General features: G+C 63.6%; 28 protein-coding genes and 1 pseudogene. 12 read left to right on the forward strand and 17 right to left on the reverse strand.

Annotation, left to right across the window (positions count from 1 at the left end; genetic code table 11):
• Positions 1-87: 87 nt before the first annotated feature.
• Positions 88-360 (reverse strand): sigma factor-like helix-turn-helix DNA-binding protein, encoded by a 273-nt coding sequence (locus CXQ96_RS19120; protein WP_181036509.1) that lies wholly within the window; start codon positions 358-360, stop codon positions 88-90.
• The gene (locus CXQ96_RS19125) at positions 357-641 is read right to left on the reverse strand and encodes a sigma factor (protein WP_104118999.1); all 285 of its coding nucleotides are present in this window, start codon (positions 639-641) and stop codon (positions 357-359) included. The genes CXQ96_RS19120 and CXQ96_RS19125 overlap by 4 nt, the downstream gene beginning before the upstream one ends.
• Here CXQ96_RS19125 and CXQ96_RS15885 point away from each other — a divergent pair.
• Positions 529-1,518 (forward strand): DNA/RNA non-specific endonuclease, encoded by a 990-nt coding sequence (locus CXQ96_RS15885; RefSeq protein ID WP_104118976.1) that lies wholly within the window; start codon positions 529-531, stop codon positions 1,516-1,518. The two genes, CXQ96_RS19125 and CXQ96_RS15885, sit on opposite strands and share 113 nt — an antisense overlap.
• On the opposite strand, the gene CXQ96_RS15890 is transcribed toward CXQ96_RS15885, so the two are convergent.
• The 4 genes from CXQ96_RS15890 to CXQ96_RS15900 form a co-directional block, all read right to left on the reverse strand.
• Positions 1,411-1,740 carry a VOC family protein gene (locus CXQ96_RS15890; RefSeq protein WP_104118977.1) on the reverse strand — a complete coding sequence of 110 codons (330 nt, stop codon included), beginning with the start codon at positions 1,738-1,740 and terminating at the stop codon, positions 1,411-1,413. The genes CXQ96_RS15885 and CXQ96_RS15890 overlap by 108 nt on opposite strands.
• A gap of 137 nt (positions 1,741-1,877) precedes the next feature.
• On the reverse strand, positions 1,878-2,477 hold the full coding sequence (locus tag CXQ96_RS15895; RefSeq protein ID WP_181036510.1) for a TetR/AcrR family transcriptional regulator: 600 nt from the start codon (positions 2,475-2,477) through the stop codon (positions 1,878-1,880).
• 96 nt (positions 2,478-2,573) lie between these two features.
• On the reverse strand, positions 2,574-2,852 hold the full coding sequence (locus tag CXQ96_RS18150) for a hypothetical protein (RefSeq protein ID WP_146070914.1): 279 nt from the start codon (positions 2,850-2,852) through the stop codon (positions 2,574-2,576).
• Between the two features lie 18 nt (positions 2,853-2,870).
• Positions 2,871-3,338 carry a hypothetical protein gene (locus CXQ96_RS15900; protein WP_104118979.1) on the reverse strand — a complete coding sequence of 156 codons (468 nt, stop codon included), beginning with the start codon at positions 3,336-3,338 and terminating at the stop codon, positions 2,871-2,873.
• 152 nt (positions 3,339-3,490) lie between these two features.
• Here CXQ96_RS15900 and CXQ96_RS15905 point away from each other — a divergent pair, with 152 nt between their 5' ends.
• A complete protein-coding gene (locus tag CXQ96_RS15905) occupies positions 3,491-4,801 on the forward strand; it encodes an ISL3-like element ISPfr18 family transposase (RefSeq protein WP_104118980.1) in 1,311 nt (436 codons plus the stop codon).
• Here the strand turns inward: CXQ96_RS15905 and CXQ96_RS18155 are convergent.
• The 3 genes from CXQ96_RS18155 to CXQ96_RS15915 all read right to left on the reverse strand — a co-directional run bounded on the left by CXQ96_RS18155 (position 4,770) and on the right by CXQ96_RS15915 (position 6,668).
• Entirely contained in the window at positions 4,770-4,985 is a 216-nt protein-coding gene (locus CXQ96_RS18155; RefSeq protein ID WP_146070915.1) for a hypothetical protein, read from the reverse strand. The genes CXQ96_RS15905 and CXQ96_RS18155 overlap by 32 nt on opposite strands.
• 392 nt (positions 4,986-5,377) lie before the next feature.
• The gene (locus tag CXQ96_RS15910) at positions 5,378-5,728 is read right to left on the reverse strand and encodes a hypothetical protein (protein WP_104118981.1); all 351 of its coding nucleotides are present in this window, start codon (positions 5,726-5,728) and stop codon (positions 5,378-5,380) included.
• A 46-nt stretch (positions 5,729-5,774) separates the two neighbouring features.
• Positions 5,775-6,668, reverse strand: a complete 894-nt coding sequence (locus CXQ96_RS15915; protein WP_308662995.1) for a chromosome condensation regulator — start codon at positions 6,666-6,668, stop codon at positions 5,775-5,777.
• Between the two features lie 543 nt (positions 6,669-7,211).
• Between CXQ96_RS15915 and CXQ96_RS15925 the strand changes: the two genes are divergently transcribed.
• Positions 7,212-7,505, forward strand: coding sequence for a hypothetical protein (locus CXQ96_RS15925; RefSeq protein ID WP_146070916.1), 294 nt, complete (start codon positions 7,212-7,214; stop codon positions 7,503-7,505).
• A 62-nt stretch (positions 7,506-7,567) separates the two neighbouring features.
• Here CXQ96_RS15925 and CXQ96_RS15930 read toward each other — a convergent pair whose 3' ends face one another.
• The 3 genes from CXQ96_RS15930 to CXQ96_RS15940 form a co-directional block, all read right to left on the reverse strand.
• On the reverse strand, positions 7,568-7,870 hold the full coding sequence (locus tag CXQ96_RS15930) for a hypothetical protein (RefSeq protein WP_104118985.1): 303 nt from the start codon (positions 7,868-7,870) through the stop codon (positions 7,568-7,570).
• 198 nt (positions 7,871-8,068) lie between these two features.
• Positions 8,069-8,590 (reverse strand): ankyrin repeat domain-containing protein, encoded by a 522-nt coding sequence (locus tag CXQ96_RS15935; protein ID WP_258059159.1) that lies wholly within the window; start codon positions 8,588-8,590, stop codon positions 8,069-8,071.
• A gap of 1,040 nt (positions 8,591-9,630) precedes the next feature.
• Positions 9,631-10,533 (reverse strand): LysR family transcriptional regulator, encoded by a 903-nt coding sequence (locus tag CXQ96_RS15940; RefSeq protein ID WP_104118986.1) that lies wholly within the window; start codon positions 10,531-10,533, stop codon positions 9,631-9,633.
• Between the two features lie 72 nt (positions 10,534-10,605).
• Here CXQ96_RS15940 and CXQ96_RS15945 point away from each other — a divergent pair, with 72 nt between their 5' ends.
• The 4 genes from CXQ96_RS15945 (at position 10,606) to CXQ96_RS15965 (ending at position 14,070) form a co-directional block, all read left to right on the forward strand.
• The gene (locus CXQ96_RS15945) at positions 10,606-11,595 is read left to right on the forward strand and encodes a DMT family transporter (RefSeq protein WP_219816158.1); all 990 of its coding nucleotides are present in this window, start codon (positions 10,606-10,608) and stop codon (positions 11,593-11,595) included.
• A gap of 200 nt (positions 11,596-11,795) precedes the next feature.
• The gene (locus CXQ96_RS15950; protein ID WP_219816159.1) at positions 11,796-12,386 is read left to right on the forward strand and encodes a DUF1440 domain-containing protein; all 591 of its coding nucleotides are present in this window, start codon (positions 11,796-11,798) and stop codon (positions 12,384-12,386) included.
• A gap of 312 nt (positions 12,387-12,698) precedes the next feature.
• Positions 12,699-13,307 carry a flavodoxin family protein gene (locus CXQ96_RS15955; protein ID WP_104118987.1) on the forward strand — a complete coding sequence of 203 codons (609 nt, stop codon included), beginning with the start codon at positions 12,699-12,701 and terminating at the stop codon, positions 13,305-13,307.
• Positions 13,308-13,689: 382 nt separating this feature from the next.
• Positions 13,690-14,070 (forward strand): SRPBCC family protein, encoded by a 381-nt coding sequence (locus CXQ96_RS15965; RefSeq protein WP_104118988.1) that lies wholly within the window; start codon positions 13,690-13,692, stop codon positions 14,068-14,070.
• A gap of 248 nt (positions 14,071-14,318) precedes the next feature.
• On the opposite strand, the gene CXQ96_RS15970 is transcribed toward CXQ96_RS15965, so the two are convergent.
• The gene (locus tag CXQ96_RS15970) at positions 14,319-15,353 is read right to left on the reverse strand and encodes an o-succinylbenzoate synthase (protein ID WP_104118989.1); all 1,035 of its coding nucleotides are present in this window, start codon (positions 15,351-15,353) and stop codon (positions 14,319-14,321) included.
• Between the two features lie 83 nt (positions 15,354-15,436).
• Here CXQ96_RS15970 and CXQ96_RS15975 point away from each other — a divergent pair, with 83 nt between their 5' ends.
• The 3 genes from CXQ96_RS15975 to CXQ96_RS15985 all read left to right on the forward strand — a co-directional run bounded on the left by CXQ96_RS15975 (position 15,437) and on the right by CXQ96_RS15985 (position 18,200).
• Entirely contained in the window at positions 15,437-16,354 is a 918-nt protein-coding gene (locus tag CXQ96_RS15975) for a phosphatase PAP2 family protein (protein WP_104118990.1), read from the forward strand.
• 106 nt (positions 16,355-16,460) lie between these two features.
• The gene (locus CXQ96_RS15980; RefSeq protein ID WP_104118991.1) at positions 16,461-17,609 is read left to right on the forward strand and encodes a zinc-dependent alcohol dehydrogenase; all 1,149 of its coding nucleotides are present in this window, start codon (positions 16,461-16,463) and stop codon (positions 17,607-17,609) included.
• A 9-nt stretch (positions 17,610-17,618) separates the two neighbouring features.
• The gene (locus CXQ96_RS15985; protein WP_104118992.1) at positions 17,619-18,200 is read left to right on the forward strand and encodes a hypothetical protein; all 582 of its coding nucleotides are present in this window, start codon (positions 17,619-17,621) and stop codon (positions 18,198-18,200) included.
• A 73-nt stretch (positions 18,201-18,273) separates the two neighbouring features.
• On the opposite strand, the gene CXQ96_RS15990 is transcribed toward CXQ96_RS15985, so the two are convergent.
• Positions 18,274-19,518, reverse strand: coding sequence for an MFS transporter (locus tag CXQ96_RS15990; protein WP_104118993.1), 1,245 nt, complete (start codon positions 19,516-19,518; stop codon positions 18,274-18,276).
• 168 nt (positions 19,519-19,686) lie between these two features.
• On the opposite strand from CXQ96_RS15990, the pseudogene CXQ96_RS15995 reads away from it, so the two are divergent.
• Positions 19,687-19,894, forward strand: a pseudogene (locus tag CXQ96_RS15995) (hypothetical protein).
• A gap of 130 nt (positions 19,895-20,024) precedes the next feature.
• Here the strand turns inward: CXQ96_RS15995 and CXQ96_RS16000 are convergent.
• Positions 20,025-20,861, reverse strand: a complete 837-nt coding sequence (locus CXQ96_RS16000; RefSeq protein WP_104118994.1) for an alpha/beta fold hydrolase — start codon at positions 20,859-20,861, stop codon at positions 20,025-20,027.
• A gap of 478 nt (positions 20,862-21,339) precedes the next feature.
• Here CXQ96_RS16000 and CXQ96_RS16005 point away from each other — a divergent pair, with 478 nt between their 5' ends.
• Positions 21,340-21,870, forward strand: coding sequence for a hypothetical protein (locus CXQ96_RS16005; RefSeq protein ID WP_104118995.1), 531 nt, complete (start codon positions 21,340-21,342; stop codon positions 21,868-21,870).
• A gap of 121 nt (positions 21,871-21,991) precedes the next feature.
• On the opposite strand, the gene CXQ96_RS16010 is transcribed toward CXQ96_RS16005, so the two are convergent.
• Together CXQ96_RS16010 and CXQ96_RS16015 are read right to left on the reverse strand one after the other, a co-directional pair.
• Positions 21,992-22,381 (reverse strand): hypothetical protein, encoded by a 390-nt coding sequence (locus tag CXQ96_RS16010; protein ID WP_104118996.1) that lies wholly within the window; start codon positions 22,379-22,381, stop codon positions 21,992-21,994.
• 122 nt (positions 22,382-22,503) lie between these two features.
• Positions 22,504-22,974, reverse strand: a complete 471-nt coding sequence (locus tag CXQ96_RS16015) for a cupredoxin domain-containing protein (protein WP_219816160.1) — start codon at positions 22,972-22,974, stop codon at positions 22,504-22,506.
• Positions 22,975-23,960: the final 986 nt, after the last annotated feature.

A 23,960-nucleotide genomic window follows, 5' to 3' on the forward strand; every position in this document is an offset into this window, starting at 1 on the left:
GGACCGTCACTCGAGTCGGATGCCCTGCCTACTTCTCGGGTTGCCCACTTGAAGTCGGGGTCCTGCCGCTGCTTCTGCAGGGTCACTTCATACTTGTTGCCGCGCTGAGCTGAGAGCAGTTATAAAGCTCGTGCCTAGGCATCTGTTCCATGGGGATGTTGCGGTTCCGATGCAGGAGCTGAGTTTTTTGAGGCCGTCCCTGATGCGAGTTTTCGCCGTGGGTATCGGTATGCCGAGCCGGTGGGCGACGTCGGCATAGGTAAGGCCGCAGTAGTAGGCAAGGTGAATGGCCTCGCGTTGAGCCGGCGACAGCGTCTTCAAGCACGCCCTGATGGAGGCGGTGTCCTCGTTGTTAATCACTGCTTCAATAACTTGGTCGTAGTTGACATTCTGGTAACGCAATCCCCAGTGCAGGTCCCGGACGTGCCGGGATTCCTCGGAGCGGACCTTATCGACTGCCTTACGTGAGCGAGGGTCATCAACCAGGACATGGGATTGCCTCTGGACGGATGATAGAGAGCCGCATCTGTGCGCAGCAGCGCCAGGAACACGTCCTGGGTAACCTCGGCGCTGAGCTCGGTGTCCACCAGTACTCGCCGTACCAGTCCATACACTCGTGCGCGGGTGGACCGGTCCGGCATCGACTGGCGGTTGGATCCACGGCTGCCCGAGGACCAGCAGACAGGGGAGCGAGCCTACGCACGCAACGACATCGACCGCGGACACCTCGGGCGCCGAGCGTCCGCTGTGTGGGGCGACACCCGCACCGAGGCACAGCAGGCCAACGAGGACACCTTCCACTACACCAACGCTGCCCCGCAGGCCGCGAAGTTCAACCAGGGCCTGGAGCTCTGGCTTGGCTTGGAGTCGTACCTGCTCGAGAACGCCGCAGACAACGGGCGGCGCCTGATCGTGTTCACGGGTCCGATTTTCAGCGACGTCGACCCCGTGTACCGGGGCGTGGAGAACCCGCTGCGGTATTTCGAGATCGCCGTCTTCCTGCAGGAAGGCGCATTGGCGGCGACCGGGTACGTCGTTGACCAGACCCCGAAGCTCGCTGAACTGGACGACGTGCCAAAGCCCGGCACTGTCGGGGATGACGCACCACCGCTGGGCCCGTTCCGGACCTTCCAGGTACCGATCCGCGACATCGCCGCGCTCACCGGGCTCAAGCTCGATCAGCTGATTGGGATTGATCGGATGCCGATCACCGCGGCCCTGTCCAGCGCGCGCGTGACCTCGGCCTGGCGGGAGCTCTCCAGCCCGGAATGCCTCGACCTCGACTTCGACCTCAGCAGCAGATCACGACGTCGGAAGGCGCCCTCATCGTCGATGTTCTTACGGTTCAGTAGAGGATTCCCTTGTGGACTGCTAAATAGGCAAAGAGGACGTCTCGTCCTGCGGACTTGGTCAAGCCTCGGTATTGATCACGCAGAACAGGTTGCCATCTGGGTCTGCAAGTACCACGAAGTCCGCACCCTCGGGATACTCCCACTCGACACGTGTGGCGCCAAGTAACTCAAGACGGTTCACTTCAGCAAGCTGCTCAGCTTCGCTCGCTGCCCAAGGATCAAGATGGGTGCGGTCCGTCTCGTCGAGATGCAACCGTGGTCCGCAGCCATCGCGCGGCTGTAGGAAATCAGGGTTGCCCCCGCGTTGATAGCCCAAGGCGTGACTCCAGAACTCCCCCGCTCGACCGGCGTTAGAGACGTTGAGGACGATCGCTCCTATGCGCACCATGACACGACGATGCTCAATGAAGCACCCACGGATGCATTTTTCGTTCAACCGTTCACGAGTCAGGATGGTCCACCGGACAAGCGGGGTTGATGGGAAGGGATTTCCGCATCATCACACCGCGAACCCTCTAAGCGGTTTCAGGCGGTGAAAGCGTCCACGAGGAGCAGTGCGTCCTCTGTTACCTCTCGTCGCCACGCGTGATGCGCTTTGCGGATCCGAGTGACGACCAGACCGTGCAGCGCGATCCAGAGCAGCTCCGCCTGCACCGTCTCGTTTCTGCCGCCTGCAGGCAGTCCGCGGAGCCGGTCTTCGAGCCGCCCTTGCAAGCGGTCCACGCCGGCGTCTATCGTCGTCGGGTTCTCGAGGAGGTCGCGCCCTTCGAAGAGCAGCTGATACGCCCCCGGGTTGGCGACGGCCCACGTCGCGTACGCGATGGCCATCGCGCGTAGCGCTTCCAAGCGGTCTGTGGGTGGCGCGCCGGCTGACCCATGCTCGTCGACGGCGGCCTCGAGGTCGGCAAGGCTCTCACCCGCGACGGCCAGGAGTAATGCCTGCTGCGATGGGAAGTAGCGGTAGACAGCCGTGGCCGAGACGCCACATGCGCGTGCGGTTTCGCGAAGGGATGGTGGAGTGACCGCCGAGCTGGCGGCCTGTGCGGTCAGCCCGCCTGGCCCAATCGCGGGTGCAAGATCAACGCTGACCCATGCTGAGATGCCTCTATGCAGAGGTAGAAGCACTTGACTCTGGTGGGGCCCCAAAAAGACGGATGGATGAACAGACTTAGTTCACCCATCCGTCTTTTCAAGTTCGTCGTCTAATTCGACGATGGCGGCTCAATTTACTTCGACGAAAGTTAGATCGAATAGCCCGATGATGAAAGGAGTGATAACAATCAACGCGAGAATCCCGGCGGTTACCCAAAGTGTCACCACTCGCCACCTCGAAGCCCTTACCCTGGTTGCCATTGCAGCAGCTGCTGGCAGCAGCGGTAGCCCCGGCAGGAGGGGATAAGACAAAAATACGAGCAGCATAGATCCGAAAAACATTAGATCAATGCGACTAAAGAGATGCTGTGGATTGTCGTCAGCAGTTGATTCTATTGGCTCACTCATTCCATCATTGTTTCATCCCTACCCGCCAACCTGGTAAGCACTGTAGTTGCCGAACCGGTCGCAGACCCAGTGGAGGCCAACAGTGAACGACACGGGGCTACCTTGATAGGCGGCGCTCACATCGAACCGGTAGTGGGCGTCCACCGACGACGATGCCCCGGGCTGAGTGCACTCGTGCTGGGTGATGCTGAAGCCCGCCGCCCAGCTACCTTCAGAGTGGCATACATGGTACCCAGGGCTGCCAGCGGAGGCGATCCAGGCATGGGTTCCATTGAAGAATGTTCTGCCCACGTGCTTCTCGACAATCGATCCACCCCAGTAGGTGTGAGTCCAGTTGTGCGTGTTGATCTGCTGGGCGGCGGCCGCACTCACGAGTTCCTGCGTCTCAGCAGCGTCCAGACCGAGCGATGCCGCTTCGCGCTTGGCCTCGGGCACTGACACCAGCTTGGGATCCGACACTTCGACGGTGACAGTTGCGTTGCACATTTTGTCAGCCTCGCGGGCCGCTTCCTGCTCGCTGATTCCCGGCTCTTCGCAGTTGAGGGTGTAGCCCGGGACCGCCGGCTGGTTCGCGGATAGGCGTCGAGGTCTTCCAGGATGGAAGTTCTCACGCTCACCATCCGCCGGAAGACCTCGACTTGCACCACCCTACGTTCGTGACCCCTGACCTGACCGCGTTCTGCCGTCTCGACGAGCTCGGCCTTCAAGCCGTCGGGCAGCTGCTCGAGGCTGATCGGGCGGTGCTGGAGTGCCGCGTCGTCGAGGACGACCCGTGGTGTCGGAAGTGCGGCGCGGAGGGCGTGCCGCGTGACACGGTGACGCGGCCGCTGGCGCATGAGCCGTTCGGGCATCGGCCGACGACGCTGCTGGTCCGGGTGCGCCGCTACCGGTGCACGCACTGCCGCCGGACCTGGCGGCAGGACACGTCGAAGGCGGCGGCGCCGAGGGAGAAGATCTCCCGCGGCGGGATCGGGTGGGCACTCACGGCGATCGTGGTCGACCACCTCACCGTCTCCCGCGCCGCAGCAGGGCTCGGGGTGTCGTGGCATACCGCGAACACCGCGATCATCGCCGAAGGCAAGCGTCGCCTGATCGACGACCCGGCGAGGTTCGACGGGGTCACCACGATCGGTGTCGATGAGCACGTCTGGCGTCACACACGGTTTGGCGAGAAGTACGTGACCGTGATCATCGACCTCACCCCCGCGAGGAACAAGACGGGCCCGGCCAGGCTGCTGGACATGGTCGAGGGCCGCTCGAAGCAGGTGTTCAAGGAGTGGCTCGCCGCCCGGCCTGCGGAGTGGTCGAGCCGGATCGAGGTGGTCGCGATGGACGGGTTCTCCGGGTTCAAGACCGCCGCGGCCGAAGAGCTCCCCGACGCGGTCCCGGTGATGGACCCGTTCCACGTCGTCCGCCTGGCCGGCGACGCGCTCGACCGGACCCGGCAGCGCGTCCAGCAAGACACACTCGGGCACCGCGGTCACGCCGGCGACCCGCTCTACGGGGTCCGCCGCACCCTCCACACCGGCGCGAGCTTCCTCACCAAGAAACAGACCGCGCGGCTCGACGCGGTGTTCGCCGCCGAGGAGCACGTCGAGGTCGAAGCGACCTGGGGCATCTACCAGCGCATCGTCGCCGCCTACCGCGAACCCGACAAGAACAAGGCGAAGGAGATGATGCGGGCGGTGATCGACTCTGTCAGCAACGGCGTCCCCGCGCTGCTCAAAGAGATCCGTCGCCTCGGCCGCACGCTGAAGCAGCGCGCCGCGGACATCCTCGCGTTCTTCGACCGCCCCGGAACGAGCAACGGCCCAACGGAGGCCATCAACGGCCGGCTCGAGCACCTTCGCGGTTCCGCCCTCGGCTTCCGGAACCTCACGCACTACGTCGCCAGATCGCTCCTCGAAGCCGGCGGATTCAGACCGCTCCTACACTCTCATTCGCGATGAGCCTGATTCCCTTCTTCGAGGCGATGGCGAGTACCTGCTGCGTGCAATCCTGCGATTCAAAATCGGAGGTCAGCTGCGTTGCACGCAGGTCCTCGACCGGAGCGGCCGTCGCGGCTGGTGCCGCCGTCAGTGCCAACATTGAGCACGCTGCAGCGGCTGCAAGCTTGGTTTTTTGAAAACGCATTTCGACTCTCCTTCATTGGAAGGCGAAAGCAGGGCGATCCCCTCATCGCATCTAGCGCCCCTAGGCAACCAATTACAAATCAGGTGGTCAATAGTCTTGCGTGGCTCATATCGAAAGGGGTTGTGCTTATTGAAAAAGCTGCTACCACTCACAGTTCGGTGCCGCAGTCGCCTCCTAACTACACGGTCGCGGTGCCATTTCAGATCCTCCGGCAACTACCGCTGTCATCAGCTTCAAATTCATCCGCCCAACCTATGGCAAGACCTGCGGCACGCAGCGGAGCCCGTGGTGCAAGTCAGGCGGTTCACCGACATTGGGCACCAAGCTTTCGGAGCACCGGTGGCCCGGTAAAGGATCCCTCAGCGGAATTCAGGCAAGTGTCGTTTCGAGCCTCAGCGCCGGCGCAGCTTGCCTGGTTCCGGTACGGGTAGCTCGATGATCGTGCCGTAGTTCTGCTCCCACCCGTAGTCCACGCTCTTCACCTTCAACGCCTCCGGGCTTGACTCGACAATCTGCACGTTGATTGGCTCACTACGGTCCGCGGTAGACAACACCCACGTGTCGGCCAAATAGCTCAGGCCGATGCTTTCTAGAACCTGAGACGCGTTGTATTCATCGACAGCGTCCCCGAGCTCGTACCCGAACACGGTCACTGGGACGAACAATTCGCCGTCCGGCACAAGATATCCGAGCAGCTCCCCGTCGTCTTCCCGGTAGTACGCCACCCACGATGCAGGAATCATCCCTTGATCCTAGAGGGCTCACACCCAGCGCCGGGTGATCGATCGTCTATCGAGACGGACTAGATGAGTCCGTCAGGGACCAATGGACAACGTCGCATTGGCCGGTCTCGTTGCTTCCCGAAGCGAGAACGCTCCCGTCGGTGCACACCGCAAGAGTGTGCAGGGAGCCAGCGGAGACCTGGACAACATCGCGCCAAGCACTGACGTTGCACTGGCCTCTCGAATTGTCGCCGGCAGCAAGCACACGCCCCTCGGCCGTCACACCGACTGTGTGGTGGCTGCCCGCCGCGATCGAGACCATGTCTCTCCAACGAGCGAGGTCATTGATCCCTGCTGTGCGGTCACCCACACCGAGGACCCTTCCGTGCTCAGTCAAGGCAACCGTATGGAGATAGCCCGCGGCGACAGCTCGAATACCTGTCCACCCGCTGACGTCACACTGGCCGCGGCGGTTGTTGCCGACGGCCAGGACAGTCCCATCCCTCCTGAGTCCGATCGAGTGCCAGTCGCCCGCGGCAACCCCGAGAAGGTTGGTCCAGGACTCGATGTCGCATGCTCCCTCATTTCGGCGGCCCGCGGCTCGCGCAGTGCCATTCGCCAGGACTGCGAGTGTTCGCCGCCACCCTGCGGCGACAGCGGTAACCTCTGTCCAAGAGTCGACGCTGCACTGACCGTCGCCATTCCACCCGGTCGCAAGGAGTGTGCCGTCCGCGGTGAGTGCGACGGTATGGGAACGTCCCGTGTTCGGTGCCGTGTGGACATTCCCGGCCGCGACTGCGACAACGCGTTCCCATGCCTGCACTTGGCACTCCTCTGCGCGCGAGTCACCGGCGGACACCACGGTCCCATCGGTGCGGACGCCGATCGAATGACGTCGACCGGCAGCAATGGCCCCGGGTTTGGCGTTGCTACTCCGTGTAGGCGACATGCACCTCATCATCGCCGCGGGACTGGCCGTCCGGCAGCCAATCCCCCTACGGTCAGCTGCGGTCGGCTCGACCGGCTAGTCAGTTACGGCGGTTCGTGCCTCCACTGTCCTGTAGGCATAACCATCTTGATCTACGGACTCCCACTCGAAGTAGACGGCGCTACCTGGAGTTAGTGTTCGATAGCCGGCGACTGAGACGCAGCTGAAGTGGGTCCAGCTCCCTCCGGGTGTGGCTGGAGAGTCAATGACCCCCCAGCCTTCCTCGTCATCCCAGAACCGAGCAACCCCCCGTGTAGTCATTGAGTCAGTTTAGGACTGGCGATAAGCCGCATCACTGAAGCTTAGATCAGCCAGAGAAGTGCGGTGAGGTTCCCTGAGCGGGCAGCCTTAGGGTTCAGTTCGAAGCCAAGACAGCGAAGAGGTATGGATATAAGTTCCGCGCCAGATCTTGATCAAGATAGTTTCGTCGCCTTACTCATAGACCGTGCGCGCGCGAAGAAGCTCAATCCTCAGTCGGACCGCATGCATGGTTATGGACCTGGCACATTCCACGCCGTGACAGTCAGCGATGAGCCCCTGGTGCGCATCGACGTCCTGGATCCATGGTCGCTTTACCTTGTCTACCAAGGGCCAGATGGGGTTGCGGGTAGCATGCCATTCGACAGCGGAGAAGTATCAGAAGAGTCCGTGGAGGAGATCGTGGACCTGGCCCTTGTTGCTATTCAAGAGCGACCCCGTCTTAGGCGCTACCTCGGCGTCGGGCGTCGGTATCTAAGCTTCGGGCGACCCAAAGCGGCTCTGCGACTCGACATCATTGGGGATGCGTGGAACGCTGACGAGGTTATGTGACGCGGAAGTGCCCGCTGCAAGATCCCCACCGGGCGTTGGCCTTGCAGTAGAGGCATGCCCGACTAGGTAGCGGATGAACTCCATGTCGCGAGGAACTCATCGAGTTGCAGCCGTGCCAGGTCTTGTTCAATGCGAGTGACGAGTACTGCTGTGTCATCAGGTGCCCCGCCGTCGATGCGCATGGCTTCCTCGCCGGATGATTTGTACTTCACAACAACTTGGTTCAATGAGGCGCCGACGGGATGCCCCCAGAGAGAGGCGGCCACGGTGGCCGTGATCCACTTGAGCCCGCGCTGCTGTTTCGGATCAGCGACCGGGTACACCAGCACATCGAGATGATCAGCGGCGGCACTCTCCACAGTCATTGAAACTCCCCATTCGACTGGCTCGGAACCTCGGTCTATGTGTAAGCAAGCTTTCAGACCATCAGGCAACCAACATGCCACACAGGTTGCCGTAGACGGATCCACCTGCGCGCACTAGCAGGGATATTACCGCCGGGGAGGGCTGAGGGTTAGAAACAGTCAACACTTCCTGGCGATGCCCAGTTCTTGCACCGGCGATCAAGTGAATAGGGTCGCCATATCTGTTAGACCGAATTGTTGGGCGACAGCGACCGCGCTTTGGGATCCGAGGTGTGGATCTGCGCCGGCTAGGAGCAGAGCGCTGACTATGCCCGCATCGCAGCGGAACGTCGCCGCAGCGAGTGCGGTCTGACCCATGTCATTGACCCGGCTGGTGTCCGCGCTTGCACTGAGGAGCGCCGATACCGTGTCCGCGCGTCGATGGTACGCCGCGAGGATGAGCAGTGTGTCGCCTCGAGAGTTCGTCAGGTTCACCGGTATACCCGAACTCACAAGACTCATGAGCTCACCGGTGTGTCCTTCCCTTGCGAGTTCGAAAACCGAATCCAGGAACTGCAGTTCGGCGTCGGTGAAGTCGGGCTTCGCCGTAGTTTCGTTCATCTTGCCCGCGCCCTCTCTCCCAAATCCATACCCCTTAACCTCCGCCTGTACGCCGCGAATCGCCCCGCGAGGCGGTGCCTGCGTGACGAAGCTATCAATGAGCTTATCGATGAGGACCATGATGTGGCCCCACGGCAGTTATGCAGCAGCCTGCTGCACAATCGGCTGGTTCGCCTAGGCTGCAGCGAAAGCCCGCATATGTTGCAGGTTCCTCTATGAGAGCCCAGTCATGTCGGGAAACGCGACTCGCAGATCGTCCGCGAGTCTCCCGACCACTCCTGAGCGCCAGCCCTGACGCTGCAGCTGGGTGAGTCAACACCCAGTGAAGTACACGCCGTCCTTGAGTGGATCCTCAAGGGAACAAGAAGTCTGACTTACTCCGCGGAAGAAGTTCCTTCATTCTTCCCAGTATCATGAGCCCGCATTCCATCCTTCACGCCCAGTCGGACGATCAGGTATAGGACGAAACCGATGACCGCCGGCACCACGACCCACATGATGAAGAGGATGACGAAAAAGCCGAACCCATCTAAACGCACAACTACCCCCGTGATTGATCATCTAGTCGCTCGAGCGTAATGCCGAAGGCTTCGTTCGCGCAGGAGACCGCAGCTGAGCGAAGACACCCTCCGCAGCATGACCCGGTAACCGATCGTCTAGTGAGGCTTTCTCCTGTGTGGCAGGGTACGTATTCCGGCAACGCCCGTGATCGTCAGTGGAACCAGCCCGAACACAAACAGCGCCCATGAGGTATGCCTCGTTACTACCTCTGATCCGTCTGCCATCGCGAACGTGCATGTACGTCCAAGAGGAAAGAGGCGACCCTCCCCGTAGGCCGGCCACATCGATTCTTGGGACAGAGCGCCAAGGTGTTCCTCTGGGACATTCTCTTCGAGGCACACTGCAGCCATGCTTTCTGGTTCCAGTTCCAACTGTCCATGGTCCACGTGCGCCACGAACAAGTAGAAGAGCACCGAAGCGGATACGGCCAGGATCATGTCGCCTACCCATCGGCCTAGATCTCTGTGGCCCCGATGGTGTGCACCGCCGTATCTGTTCCCCATGATTCGACTCTACGGTCGAGCGCCCCGTTGAACCTTGGATCCGCGCGAAGCGTCCTCAATCCAGTCGCCGACGACGCCCGGCCATAAGAGGATCTCTCAGCAGTCTTTGCTGGTTGCCCGGTGTTGGAGTGTGGAGACTACTTTCTGGACGGCGGCGCGGTGGAGGGCTTCGGGTCGGCAGAGTATGTCGACGTGCCTGGCAAGCGGCAGGTCGTGGAGCGGTTTCAGGACGATCCCACTGCCGGATAGTGGAGGTGCGGTGTGGCGAGGCATCAGTGCGATGGTCGAACCGGCGCAGACGGTCGCGGCCGCGATGAAGAACTCGTTGATGCGGTGCCTGATGTTGAGGGGTTTACCGGCGTGCACGGCGATGGCTTGCAGGGCTGATTCGAGCGGGAATCCGTTTTGGACGGATATCCATTCCTCATCGAGAAGGTCAGCGACACCGACGCTCGAGGCGCTAGCGAGCCGGTGCCTTTCCGACATACCGACGTCCAGGGGCTCACGCACCAGCGGTAGGGCGGTAATATTGTCCGGCCACGGGCTGCTGTGCTCGAGGCGGTGCGCGATGACCAGATCGTAATCGGCGGCCAGGGCGGGAAAAGCGTCCTGACCTACGTCCCGGTCGTGGAGCACCAGCCGCGGGTCTCCTTCCCTGGAGAGGGCGCGCAGGAGAGGTCCGAACCAGGTCAGACCAGCACTGGTGAACGCCGAGACGCTCACCGTGGCTGTCGGGTCCTGCACGTAGCGGCTGACGGCCTGCTCCGCGGAGCTCATTGCGACGCTGATGTCCACCGCAGCTGACGCCAAGGCCTGACCGGCACCGGTCAACGCGAGGTTCCGGCCCCGCCGCTCTGTGAGGGGAACCTCGACCGTGCGTTGCAAGGCCGAGAGCTGCTGAGACACAGCGGACGCCGACACGTGCTGGGATCGCGCCACCGCAGCGAGGCTGCCCCGTTCACCCAACTCGCGGAGCAACCGTAACTGGTGAAGATCCATAAGCAGATCCTAAACCACCAGTTCATTAAGTGCCCTCTCGTCTTACCAGTAAATGACCCGCAGACTCGAGAAGTGCCTTCCCTTTCCTCGTCCCGGACACCGGGGTCCTCTTCCGTCGGAGACCGAGGCGCCCTCGGCGAGATTGTGGCTACCCGCAGGGTGGATCTGCTCCTGCTTCTGGTCGCGCTCGTGTGGGGCAGCAGCTACTTGGCGGCGAAGACCCTTACCGACACCGTCGGTGTCGCGGTCATCCTTTCCTTGCGGTTCTTGATCACTACGGTGGCCTTGGTGGTGATCTGGTTGATGTGGAACCGTCGCCGGGCCACACGCCGCGAAACACTGGTCGGGGTTGTCCTGGGTCTCACTCAGGCCGCCGTGCTCATTTTGGAGACCCATGGGATCGCCGGTACCAGTGCCACGAACGCGGGTCTGATCATCAGTCTCGTCATCGTGTTCACCCCCGTCACCGAGAGCATCACCTTCCGGGTCCCGCTGCCTCGTATGGTGTTCATCGCCGGGATTGTCGCGGTCGTCGGAGTGTGCCTCCTCGTGTCCGGGGACGGATTCGTGGCCCCTACCGTCGGGGACATGCTCGTCCTCGCCGCCGCACTGGTGCGCGCCGTCCACGTCACCGCGGTCTCAGCGCTCACCCGAGGCCGCGAATACAGCGCGCTTACGCTGACCCTGATCCAAAGCGCGGTCTGCGCGGTCATCTATACCCTCGCCGACTACCAAGGCGTACTCCACGCCGTACAGCACTTCGACACGGGAGAATGGGTCGGTGTCCTCTACCTCGGGCTCGCGTGCAGCGTGTTCGCTTTCCTCGTACAGACCTGGGCCATCCAACAAACTTCAGCGTCCAGGGCCAGCCTCCTCATGGGCACCGAACCCGTCTGGGCGGTCCTTATAGGACTGAGCATCGGCCAGGAAGCACTCCACCTCCTCGGCATCATCGGAGCCGGCCTCATTATCACCGGCACCTACCTCGGACTACGAGCCGAAACCCGCCACCGAACACCACCACCCACCCCAGTAACTACAACCCCGACCCCTTCACGCTAAGGAATGCCTCACGCTCACCCCACATCAGCGAAACGGACGGGTTTCGGCATTCGAGTGCTGACAGTCGACGGCCGAGCTGGCAGATACGTGAGGTGCAGGTGTCAATGATGCGCCGACCTGAGTTCAGGGCATAGGTGAGAACCGAGTGTCAGGTAGCGTGAAGCCACATTGCAGCAGACCCACGCTGGAGGGAACACCAAGTGACGGAAAGCAACCAGTCCGAGTCCGGCAACGTAGCGGTGTCAGGTGAAGAGCGAGCCGCAACAAGCAGCAATTCTCCCACTGACTCATCCAGCGGTATCGGTGCTGCGGACCTGATGCTCGGGGCCGCTGCTGGTGCTGTCGGCGTTTGGGTAATGGACCGGGTCGGCTGGTTCATGTACAGCAACGAAGATCCTGCGGCCCTGCAACAGGAATACCACGCACGCCCAGGAAGCGTCGATGTGGCACACGCCGCCGTGCAGAAAGTCGCCATGCTCATGGGTCATACACGACCGCCGGAGCAACCGAACGCGGCAGGAATCGCTGTGCACTACGCCTTGGGTGTCCTACCCGGAGCTCTCTACGGCGTTCTACGCAATCGCGTTCCGGCACTGCGGGCAGGAGGCGGAGCGGCTTACGGGCTGGCACTATTCGCAGTCATGGATGAAACCGTCGCACCTTTGCTCGGCATCGCATCAGGACCAACCAGCTATCCCTGGCAGGCACATGCCCGCGGCCTGATCGCCCATCTCGTGCTCGGGGTCACCACCGAAACACTCCTGAGGGTAGTCAACAACAGAACTTTGTGACCCGTTCTTACGAGCAGAACGATGACGAACACCCGCCGCATGCCCGATGCTACGTTCGCCTGAAGCCCGTATCCTGCGGATATCCACGGGAACGAACCCGTGACTGACTACCTCACGATCCGCTACAGCTTCATGGAATCCGCAGCCCTCATGGCGTTTGCCCACAACGACCAGGACGGGTAATCCTTGCCATGGAGGTCCTGCCCCTACATGGCAAGGCAGGACCCTGGGCAACATGAAGAACACGTACTCGTCGGAATGACGCCTACCGGCCCGCCGGTAACTCTGTATCACTCTTCTGAAAGGACTCGCATGGCCGATCTCACAGCTCTCGCTCTTGTCTGCACCCTCACCGCCTCCCCCGCGCCCTCCAGCAGTGAGCTGATGGCTCAGCACATCCTCGACCAACTCAAGGGACAAGGCGCCGACACGTCCCTGGTCCGGGTTGTGGACCACGATGTCAAACGCGGTGTCCTCACGGACATGGGTGATGGGGACGAATGGCCAGCTATCCGAGAGCAAATCCTGGCCGCGGACATCCTCGTGCTATCGACCCCGATCTGGATGGGACACCCCTGCAGTGTCGCGCAGCAGGTCATGGAACGCCTCGACGCGGAACTGTCCGAGACCGACGACCAGGGACGGCCGATCATGTACGGGAAGGTTGCTACCGTCGCCGTCGTCGGCAATGAGGACGGAGCTCACAAGACAATTGCGGACATGATGCAAGGACTCAACGACGTCGGTTTCACCCTCCCCGCACAAGGAGGCACCTACTGGGTGGGAGAAGCCATGCAAACGGTGGACTTCATCGACCTCGACAAGGTCCCAGACCCTGTCGCGTCGACCAACGCAGGCCTCGCCCGGAACGCAGCACACCTCGCCCGTACACTCCGTGCCTCCCAATACCCCGCCGAATGACACCACTCGGGGTGAAGGCTGGTCACGAAGGTTCCCGTCATACGTCGTCGGCGGCGCCCATTCTCAGGTAGCGGTACACCGCTACCTGAGCATGGTCCGCACAGCGGGCTGATCCCGCTCGAGTTGAGCGAAAGCAGGCATGACAGTGAGCCTGGCTCGACTCATCGATCCAGTCGTGCTGATGCTGCGGGAGTGCACGCCACGGTGCTCGAGATCATCGATGGGTGCCGACGAATTGCGCGTATGGTGGCACATCTTGTCCGTGGCGGCACTTGGTGCTGCGCCAGTGCTCGAAGTCGCGGAGGGTGAGCCATCGGGCAGCCTTGAGCACTTGATTGCCCGATCTCGTGCGGCGCATGATTCCGTCATGAGGAGTCAGCACGTGAGCCGAATTATCACCGCGTCGCCAGAAGTCGTGTACGAGTACGCATCGGATGTCGGGAACCTCCCGCAGTGGGCGGCCGGGCTCGCTCGGACCGAGGTAGTCCGGGATGGTGACCGGCTCATCGTGGAATCCCCCATGGGCCGGGTGGAGGTCCGATTCGTCGAACGAAACCGCTTTGGCGTACTCGACCATGATGTGACGCTACCGTCCGGGACCGTGGTGACGAATCCTGTCCGGGTTCTGCCGCATCCCGATGGAGCCGAGATCATCTTCACAGTTCGCCAGATCGAGCTCGACGACGATGAGTTCGCTCGGGACATCGACTTGGTCGCGGCCGACCTCGAGCGACTCGAGCGTCAGATCAGTCAGCGGATCTGACATCGGGCGACGACCAGCCGGACGACGAAGAAGTGCAGGCCTGCTACTCCACGTTCCTGAATCACGTCGCGCGAGCATGGGTGTCCCAACAGGACCCACGCACCGGCTGATCAGCGCGATCGAACCCTCACCTCGCGCGGAAGTGTGCCCTGACTGCGTCATCAACGGAACGTAGGGAACGAGAATAGGGGCACACGCCTACCGGCATCGACCCCTTACTTTGAGTGGGGTCGGCAGAATGAGTCGCATCAGTGCTCCTGCCGGGAGGTTTCGAGGGCTGCGTGCGTGCGTTCCAGCCGCTCCAGCCACCACCGGGTCCGCTCCGGCGATGCGGCGAACTGACGAAGCTTCCGGTCAGACACGTCGACGTCGTGCACGGGAAGTTCTCCGTTTTGTGGAACGAGGGAAGATTCGCTCACGTCCCCCGCCATGAGCGACACCGTTGCGAGCCCGCACGCATAGGGCAGGTCCGGGAGGGCGGCTGCGAGGGCGACACCGGCGCGGATTCCGACTGAGGTGTCCAAGGCCGAGCTGACGACGGCGGGAAGACCGGCCCGCTCGATCAGGTCGAGCGCCCTCCGGACGCCCCCGAGGGGCGGTGCCTTGATGACGAGGAGGTCGGCGGCGTCCTCCCTCGCCACGAGGAGCGGATCGTCCTGGCGCCGCACGCTCTCGTCCGCGGCAACCAGCACCCTGTTGCCCCGGCGCCGCAACTCGGACCGCACGGTACGGAGCCCAGGGATGTCCGCAACCGGCTGCTCCACGTACTGCAGGTCGAACTGCTCGAGTGCCTCGAGGGCCTCGAGGGCGCCGGCGACGCTCCATCCACCGTTGGCATCGACCTTGATGCCCGCGTCGGGCAGGAGCGCGCGGACCTCGGAGACGCGGGCGACGTCGTCCGCCAGCACCTGGCCGCGCTCGGCGACCTTCACCTTGACGGCGTGGACCACGCCGAAGCGGGACAGCACCCCTTCAACCTCCCCCGGTCCTACGGCGGGGACAGTCGCGTTCACGGGCACCGAGTCACGCAGCGGAGCCGGGAAACCCTGCCAGGCCGCTTCGACCGCACTCGCGAGCCATGCGGAGGCCTCGGCGTCGTCGTACTCCAGGAACGGGCAGAACTCTCCCCATCCGGCAGGGCCGCGGACGAGGAGGGCTTCGCGTTCGAGCACTCCGCGGAACCTGACGCGCATCGGGATCGACACCACGTGCGCCGAGGCAGCGAGCTCCTCGAGCGAAGGCCGGGGCGGTGGGGCGGGCTGGGGTGTCGGACTCGGATGCACGACCTCAGGTTACGGGAGCAGGGGGTGCATCCCCGGCCCGGACGGTGGCGGAATCCCCAGGAACGTGTGGAACGATTGGAGGGATGACGTCGCAGCGAATCTCTCCCCGATCGCGGCGGGCAGCCCGCTCGCCGTTGCTGTTCGTGCTCGCAGCCGTGGCCTGTGCGTCCGCGCTCGGCTGGACCTACTGGGCCTTCGTGCGAACCACCACCGGCCAGTTCGCGGACGAGTCCGCATGGCGGGAGGCGGGCGTCGCAGCGCCGGATACTCAGCTCCCCTTCCTCCGGTTCCTCGACACCCTGCCCATGATCTCGATCGTCGTCGCCGCTGTCGCGATCCTGTTCGTGGCTTTCTGGCGGCGGCGGTACGCGGCGGCGGCGATCGCCGTCACCGTCATCGGCACCTCGAACCTGACGACGCAGGTGCTGAAGAACCTCGTCTTCGACCGGCCGGACCGCGGGGTTGCGACCCTGGCATTCAATTCATTACCGTCCGGGCATACGACGCTCGCGGCCTCGGCTGCCGCTGCCGTGTTCATCATCGCGACGCCGCGGTGGCGACCCTTCGCAGCGGCGGCGGGCGGGGCCTACTCAGTGCTCGCGGGCGCGGCGACATTCATCAACCTCTGGCACCGCCCGGCGGACGTCGTCGCAGCGCTTCTGGTGGTCGGGACGTGGACACTCGTCGGCGGTCTGGTCATCATGCGCACGGGCGACCACTGGAACAGGTGGGCCGGGTTCGGGGCGTATTGGGCATCCTCCCGGATCTGGCTGGTGCTGTGCTGGATCCTGGGACTCGGCGGCCTCGTGCTGTGCGCCGCCCTGTACGCCTATGTCCAGGCGATCGGCCCGGCCCCGGAACCGGGGACCGCGAGCGTGCCGCTGTTCTTCTGGTCGGGACTCGCGTGGATCGTCGGCACGGGTTTCACCCTGGTGGCGGCCGCGGGTTGGCTCTTCTCCGCCCAGGCCCGCGTGACCCCGCGCCAGGAGCAGCGGCCGTAACATCCCCGCGCCGCTCCCGCACGTCCTTTCGACCCGCGCTCCGCCCGTTGAAGAGCCGACCGTGCGGGTGAAACGCTGGCCGGACCAGCGATGAAAGAGGCGATTGATGAAAGCCATGGTGTACCGCGGGCCCTACAAGATCCGGGTCGAGGAAAAACCGATGCCGAAGATCGAGCACCCGAACGATGCGATCATCCGCGTCACGACAGCGGCTATCTGCGGCTCCGACCTCCACCTCTACCACGGGCTCATGCCGGACACCCGGATCGGCCACACCTTCGGCCACGAGTTCATCGGTGTTGTCGAGGAGGTGGGCCCTTCCGTCCAGAACCTCCAGCGTGGGGACCGCGTGATGGTGCCCTTCAACGTCTACTGCGGATCCTGCTACTACTGCGCCCGCGGCCTGTACTCGAACTGCCACAACGTCAACCCGAACGCGACGGCGGTGGGCGGCATCTACGGCTACTCGCACACGACGGGCGGGTACGACGGCGGACAGGCGGAGTTCGTCCGTGTGCCCTTCGCCGACGTCGGACCCACGATCATCCCTGACTGGATGGACAGTGAGGACGCAGTCCTCCTGACGGATGCGCTCGCCACGGGATACTTCGGGGCACAGCTCGGTGACATCGTCGAGGGTGACACCGTGGTGGTCTTCGGCGCCGGACCTGTCGGCCTGTACGCGGCGAAGTCCGCCTGGCTCATGGGAGCCGGGCGAGTGATCGTCATCGACCACCTCGAGTACCGGCTCGAGAAGGCGCGGACCTTCGCCCATGCCGAGACCTTCAACTTCGCGGAGTACGACGACATCATCGTCGAGATGAAGAAGACCACCGACTACCTCGGCGCCGATGTCGTGATCGACGCAGTGGGAGCCGAGTCCGACGGCAACTTCATCCAGCAGGTCACGGGCACCAAGCTCAAGCTGCAGGGAGGGTCTGCAATCGCCCTCAACTGGGCCATCGACTCCGTACGCAAGGGCGGCACGGTGGCGGTCGTCGGCGCCTACGGCCCGATCTTCAGCGCGGTGAAATTCGGTGACGCGCTCAACAAGGGGCTCACCCTACGCATGAACCAGACTCCGGTGAAGCGCCAGTGGCCCCGCCTGTTCGAGCACATCCAGAACGGCTACCTGAAGCCCAACGACATCGTGACGCACCGCATCCCGCTCGAGGACATCGCGGAGGGTTACCACATGTTCTCCGCGAAGCTCGACAACTGCATCAAGACCCTCGTCATCGCGAACCCCAGCTAGGAGACCTCCATGCCGTCGACGCCATACATAGCGAACAAGCCGAAGGACATCCCGACACCGGAAGCACTCCGGGCGAGGATCCCCGGCTGGGGCGTGGACCTCGACCCGAAGGACCGCCCGTCCTACCCCCGTGAGGTGTTCGACCCCGCCGGGACGGGGGCCCACTGGGACTACCCGGACGAGCAGCAGGGGCGGGAAGGCCGCGAACGGTCGATCGAGCACGGGCAGCTGACCCCGGTGTTCGGCACGAGCGCTCCGCTGAAAGGGGTCTCCGGGAGCATCCGGCGCTACGCCTACCGCTACGGAGAGGGCCGCGCCGCGCACTGGCTCATCCTCCTCCTCGGCGACCGCGTGGATGCCTGGGGTGCCCACGCAAAATCCTTCGCGACCCTTCGTCCGGACAACCCGATCACCGAGACGGGAGTGCTGGCCGAGGGACGCCGGCACGGCATCGCGTCGCGGGTCGGGAAGCGGCGCGTCGACGTGAACCACCAGTGGCTCGACCCGATCGTCGTCGGTGGTCCGTGGGTGGCGGCGACGGCGGGAGCCGTCCTCGTGGCGAGGGCGATCGTCCGGCGCGCCCGGCACTGAGGTCGGTGCGGAGCGGGCTGTCACGAGGGGCCCGCCGCACGCCGTCGGCTGATCGCGCCGAACCGATGCCCTGTTACCGGCGCGGCGCTGCCGGTTCCGCCGACCCGGGGGCCGCCCGCGGAATCCAGTACCAGAGGACTCCCGCGCCGAGGAACCCGAGGACGGCGGTCGCCCAGATCCCCGCCGAGAGCGTGGCCACGGCTGTCACGAGGGAGAGGAGTGCCGGCCCGCCCATGGTGCCCATGTCCGTGAGCAGCCGCCAGACCCCGAGGAACTGGGGGCGTCCGGGTGACGGTGACAGGTCCGCGCCGAGGGTCATGACGATGCCCGATCCGATGCCGTTTCCGAAGCCGATGAGCAGGGCGACGAGGAGCAGGCCTATGGAGTCCCCTGTGAGGGGAAGGAGCGTGAGCGCCGAGCCCATGATGATCATGCACGGCACCGCGATCCACCGGCGCCCCTTCGTGTCCATGATCTTGCCCGACGGGTAGAAGATCAGCATGTCAATGGCGCCCGAGAGCCCGTAGATCAGGGCGGTGGTCGAGGCGTCCAGCCCGATGTTCTCGGCCCAGAGCGGCAGCACTGCCTGCCGTGTGGCCCGTACCGCGGCTATCAGCAGCACCCCGATACCCACGGTTACGAACACCCGGACGTGGCTGCGCAGGACCGATCGCACCGTCGGCGCGGGCGGCGCGGGCGGCGCGAGCGCGGCTTCGATCGGTGACTGCACGGAGGGGGTGACCCTGCCGCGGGACGGGAGTTCGGCAACCCGCCAGCTGAGGGCTGCCGCTGCCAGGCTCGCGACTCCCCCCACCCAGTAGGCGCCGTCCAGCCCCAGCGGCCTCATGGCGAGGGCCGCGGCGAAGGGCCCCACGAAGACGCCGATACGGGTGACGCCGCCCAGCGTGGACAGTGCGCGAGCACGGAAGTGGGGCGGCACCGCCTCCGTGAGGTAGCTCTGGCGCGCGAGGCCGAAGACCGCACCGGCCATGCCCACCATGAACACGGCAGCGGCGAACACCGGCAGGGTGGGCGCTGCGAGCGCAAGGAACATCGCCGCTGCGCACCAGAGCGCGGCTCCCACGAGCGCTGTCCGCTCCCCGAATCGCGTGGCGATCAGGGTGGCCGGGACGTTGGTGACGAGCGATCCGATGCCCGACAGTGTGATGACCAGGGCCGCGGTCGCCAGGTCCGCCCCGAGGTCGCGCGCCGTCAGGGCGATCACCGGCAGGATGGCGCCCGTGGACACCCCGTACAGCAGCGACGGGCCGTAGGCGCCCACGGCGATCGCGCGGAGGTCGAAGGTTTCCTTGGGCACCCGACAACCCTAGCCCGCAGCGCATAGGGCCGGAGGGCCGCGACGCATCCCACGCGCGGTGACCTCTGTGTTTGTCACCGGGCTTGATCGGATGACGACGCCCGGCAGCAGTCAACCCCTAGTCCCCGCCTGCGTCCCCGTCCCCGCTCCCGCTCCCGCCGCCGAAGCCTGGCAGGTGCGCCGGCGAGCCGCCGTTTCATCCCCGGCATCACCAGTCAATACGGCCACCTCAGCTTCGCCGGACACGAATCCGGAGCCCTGCTCCTCGGCCTACGGTGCGGACAACTGGCTGCACTTCCTCCTCGGCGTCCGCATGATCGCCCTGGCATTGCTGCTCACGCGCGACCACAAGCGGCACACCTCCAGGCGCGCATAACAAGGCCGGAAGGGCTTACACGCCCGTCAGTGGTGCGGCCCCGATCATCTCGGGGCCGCACTGCTGTTCTAAGCAGCTAGCAGCATCCGCTGCACCAGGACCTACCCCCTCCCGGGTCGGTTCACGATGCCTATTTGGCGAGGAAGGTGATCAGGGCCTGGTTCCATTCGTCGGGGTGGCTGACGTTGCATCCGTGGGGTGCGCCCTTGATGACGTGCAGGTCGCTGCCTGGCAGGGCTGCGTGGGTGCGCTGGCCCGAGCCTTCGAACGGAACGGTTGTGTCGCCGTCTCCATGCAGGATCAGGGAGGGGACGGTGACCTTGAGCAGGTCCTCCCGGAAATCGGTGGAGCCAAAGGCTTCCATGCACGCCAGGGCTGCCTTTTTGTCGGCCTGCTTGCACAGGGTCAGTGCTTCCCGGCGCTGGGTCTCGGTGACCTTCAGCTCCCCGTTGACGGAGAAGAATTCCTGGGTGAAGCCGTCGTAGAACGAGTCTTCGTCCTTGGTGAGGTCAGCGGTCATCTCGGCGGCCGCTTCCTTGGTGAGCGGGCCGTCCGGGTTGTCCTTGGTCTGCATCATGTAGGGCGGGACCGCGGAGGCGAACACGACACTGCGGAGCCTCTCAGTGCCGTATTTGCTGGAGTAGCGCGCTACTTCTCCCCCGCCCATGGAAAACCCGACGAGGGTGACGTCGGTCAGGTCGAGCTGCTCGAGCAGGGCATGCAGGTCCTCGGTGAGAGTGTCGTAGGTGTATCCCTTCGCGGGCTTATCGCTGCGCCCGAAACCGCGCCGATCATAGGTGATGACACGGTAGCCGGCCGCTTGCAGTGCCGGGACCTGTGCCGTAAATGCCTCACCGGATAAGGGCCAACCATGAATGAGGACCACAGGACGGCCGGTGCCTCCCGTGTCGTCGACGTGCAGGTTCGTGTCCTTGAACAGCCCGTGGTGGGCGATGATCTCCGTCATTACGTGACCTCCAGATTGTCGGCAGCAGTACGGCATGGCTGCGGGAGGAACTGATCATCCCGCCTCACCGTCATATCAACCCTAACCATTCGTCAGCATGCTGTCTTTCGGAAAGGTGACCCGGGTGGATTCAAAGGGCTTGTGCCCAGGGCCGGGCATCCCAAGCTGGTGGACCGCCCGCGACGAATGAACCACAAGCACAACAAGATTCAACCCTGCCGTAATTGAGCCGGAATCTAAGCTGTTGGACATTGATCTGTCAGAACCGTCCGGTCGGGCGCAATTTGGGAGATGTTGGAGGTTTTTCGTGGGTTCGACACAACGACGTAGGACCGGTCTCGTCCTGTCGGTCATGGTGTGTGCCCTAGTGAGTGCGGGGTGTGGAACGGTTGATGAGAACCCGTTGAATGTGAACGGAGACCGATCCTCGTCAGCGCCCATGACTGAATCCGCTGCTGGGTCTGAGGAAGGTGCCCTCGTGGATGAGAACCCGTCCGAGGGAGCGCCGGCGAGGGACGCTTGGGGCGATGATCCGTTGGGGATCACCAAGGACGGGGCGACGTTGTGCGGGGTGCAGCCGGAGAAAAGCTTTCAGCAGTACACGCTGTTGTTGCACAACCCGACGTTGGAAACCTTCACGTTCACCTACGTTGAACTCGGTTCCCCTGAGGGTTTGAGCGTCGTGTCGGCCGAGGTAACGCCCGCCAACAAGGAAGGCCATGGCAACCATGGTGCCGCTCCTGGACCAGCTCATGCCGAGCATGAGGCGGTACCGTCCCCTGCGGAGACAGAGGCCGAGCCCAGCACTTTCGAGGTGGAACCGGTGCCGGTCGAAGGGTTTGTCTTTGAACCTGGCGCGCATATCGACATCGTCGTGAAGGTCGCCCTGGAGGAAGCAGCGGACCGGGGCACTGCGGAGAATGTGGCGGTGGGTTTCAGTTCCCCGGCCCGTGAGTACTCCGTCGCACACCCGCTGAACATCACCGTGGACCGGACCTCCTGCTCCTAGTTAGTCCCGGCGGACTCCCGCCGCTGAAGGGATCCGCTCGAGCATCGAGCTCGGCTTTCTTTCGTGCACGGCTTGTTGCCCGCTTCGTTGCCAGGCCTTGACCTGGCTGTGTGGCTTCCGGTCAGCGGTGTGACTTCCGGGGGAGGGCGTACGCGGTGAGGGCGAAAATGAGTGCGAGTCCTTCGGCGACGGCGGTGATCGTCTTGGCGGTGTACCAGACAGGCTCGTACATGGACGGTATCGGCCCGATGGTAGGGATCTGGATGTATCGGTAGGCGAGGACCGCTGCCAGGGATGCCAGCGCCACCAGCGCGGCAAGAAGGTAAGACCGTGGTGTGCCTCTAACCAGTACGTAGAGTGCGGCCAGGACATCTACGGTGCCCTGGATACGGAAGAGGTTGCCGCCTCCTATCCCGTCCGGTGCTGCCTGCTGGAACCCTGCAGCTAACTGGAAGTGGATGACGGCACTGACGATCAGCGCGACCGCGATGAGGATCCGCAGGACCAGCATCGCCGGGCGCCTATCTGCGGTTCTCGCTTGGCTGCGTCCTGACACATCAATAGATGAGCGGTGGTGGCCAACTACTGGATTAGTGCCGTGGCCGCCGGTATTCGGGGGTCCTTCGCGGGGTGTCATCCGATGACCAGCGTGCTGGACATTTCGGGGTGATAGGTGCAGATGACCTCGTACTCCCCGGCCTCTTCAGGGGCCATGAAGGTCACCGTCTCACCGGGGCCCACCTCCACGTCGAACTCCCCACCCCCCTCAGCGGTGACCGTGTGAGGAGCGTCGTCCTCGTTGATGACCGTCACCTCGGCGCCCGGAGCGATGCTGTCGGGCATCTGGTATTCGAAGTCAGCGATCGTAATCATCGCTTCCTCGGCGGGCGCGGCGTCAGCGGATTCCGCCATACCAGCACCAGCTGACGCCTCTGCAGTGGGAGCTGCGGACGAGGCCGCGGTCGGGGCTGTAGTCGGGGCGGCGGCCGCGGAACTGGCGGTATCAGCCGCTGGTGTCTCAGCTGTGGAGGAGCAGGCGGCCGATCCCATGACAACAGCAGCAGCAAGTACGAGTGCGGGTAGAGCATGCTTGGTGGTTTTCATCATTTCCTCCGAGAGAGTTCGTGGATTGGTGGCTTCGGTGAGGGCATCGGCCAAGCTTGCCGACGATTAGGGAGGCACCGGAACCGGCGGCTTGTCGAGGTAAGCCACCGATGCCACAACCCCGACATATGAGATTCGTCACACCGGCAGGCGGGGATTGGTCTGGGAGCCCCTGTTTCGACATTCTGTGCCGAAATCATGGAGGAGTGGCAGCCCGTCCGACGCCAGATGGGGCTTTGTGGGGCAATAACCGGGTGTAAGAGACCGCAATCCCTCCACCTGCAACCGGGAGGGAAATAAAGAAGCGCCGACGACCATCGGGGATGGAAGTCCCAGGAATAATCGTCGGCGCTCGAACCCGGCGAACCGGGTCAATCATCACTCGCACGTGAAGATGAGAAGGACCGTACAGGCCGCACCTGTTAATTACCCGCACAAACCTACTCACTGGTAACCGTGCGGAATCGCGGTATCTCATGCCTTGGAGCTCAGTTCTTTGAAGACCGTCCCGCACCATCACTCCGCGCGTTTTTTGGGTTTTCCCGTGGATGGTCGAGAGGTGCTCTTGCCGGCTATGAAGTGCTCGGATCGAGTTGCTCGGTACGAACTGGTCGATGCCTGAGACCGTCTGAGGAGGAGGTCGCGAGTCCCCTGACACGAGGTTCTCTTCGTGCCACCGGTAGCACGGCATTTCATACGTAGGCTTTCTATTATGGGCCGCGCGTGCTTATGGTGAGCAGGCAGGAACAAGGCACAACGACGCGCCAGGACGTTCTGGTAGGAATCGGTTTTCTGGGGGAGCCATCCGAGCGGCGCAGTGCTCCGAATCACAGTTAGTGCGTGTCCGGATCCGGACTCGTTCTCGTCGCACAGTGAAGGATATAGATCCCATGAACAAGAAGATGCGCCTCCTCGCAGTACCCGCCCTCGCCATCAGCGCCGTTGCTATGGCAGGCTCCCCCGCTATGGCAGGCCATGACGGTACC

It is taken from the genome of Arthrobacter sp. B1805, from assembly GCF_002929745.1.
Lineage (GTDB): Bacteria > Actinomycetota > Actinomycetes > Actinomycetales > Micrococcaceae > Arthrobacter_D.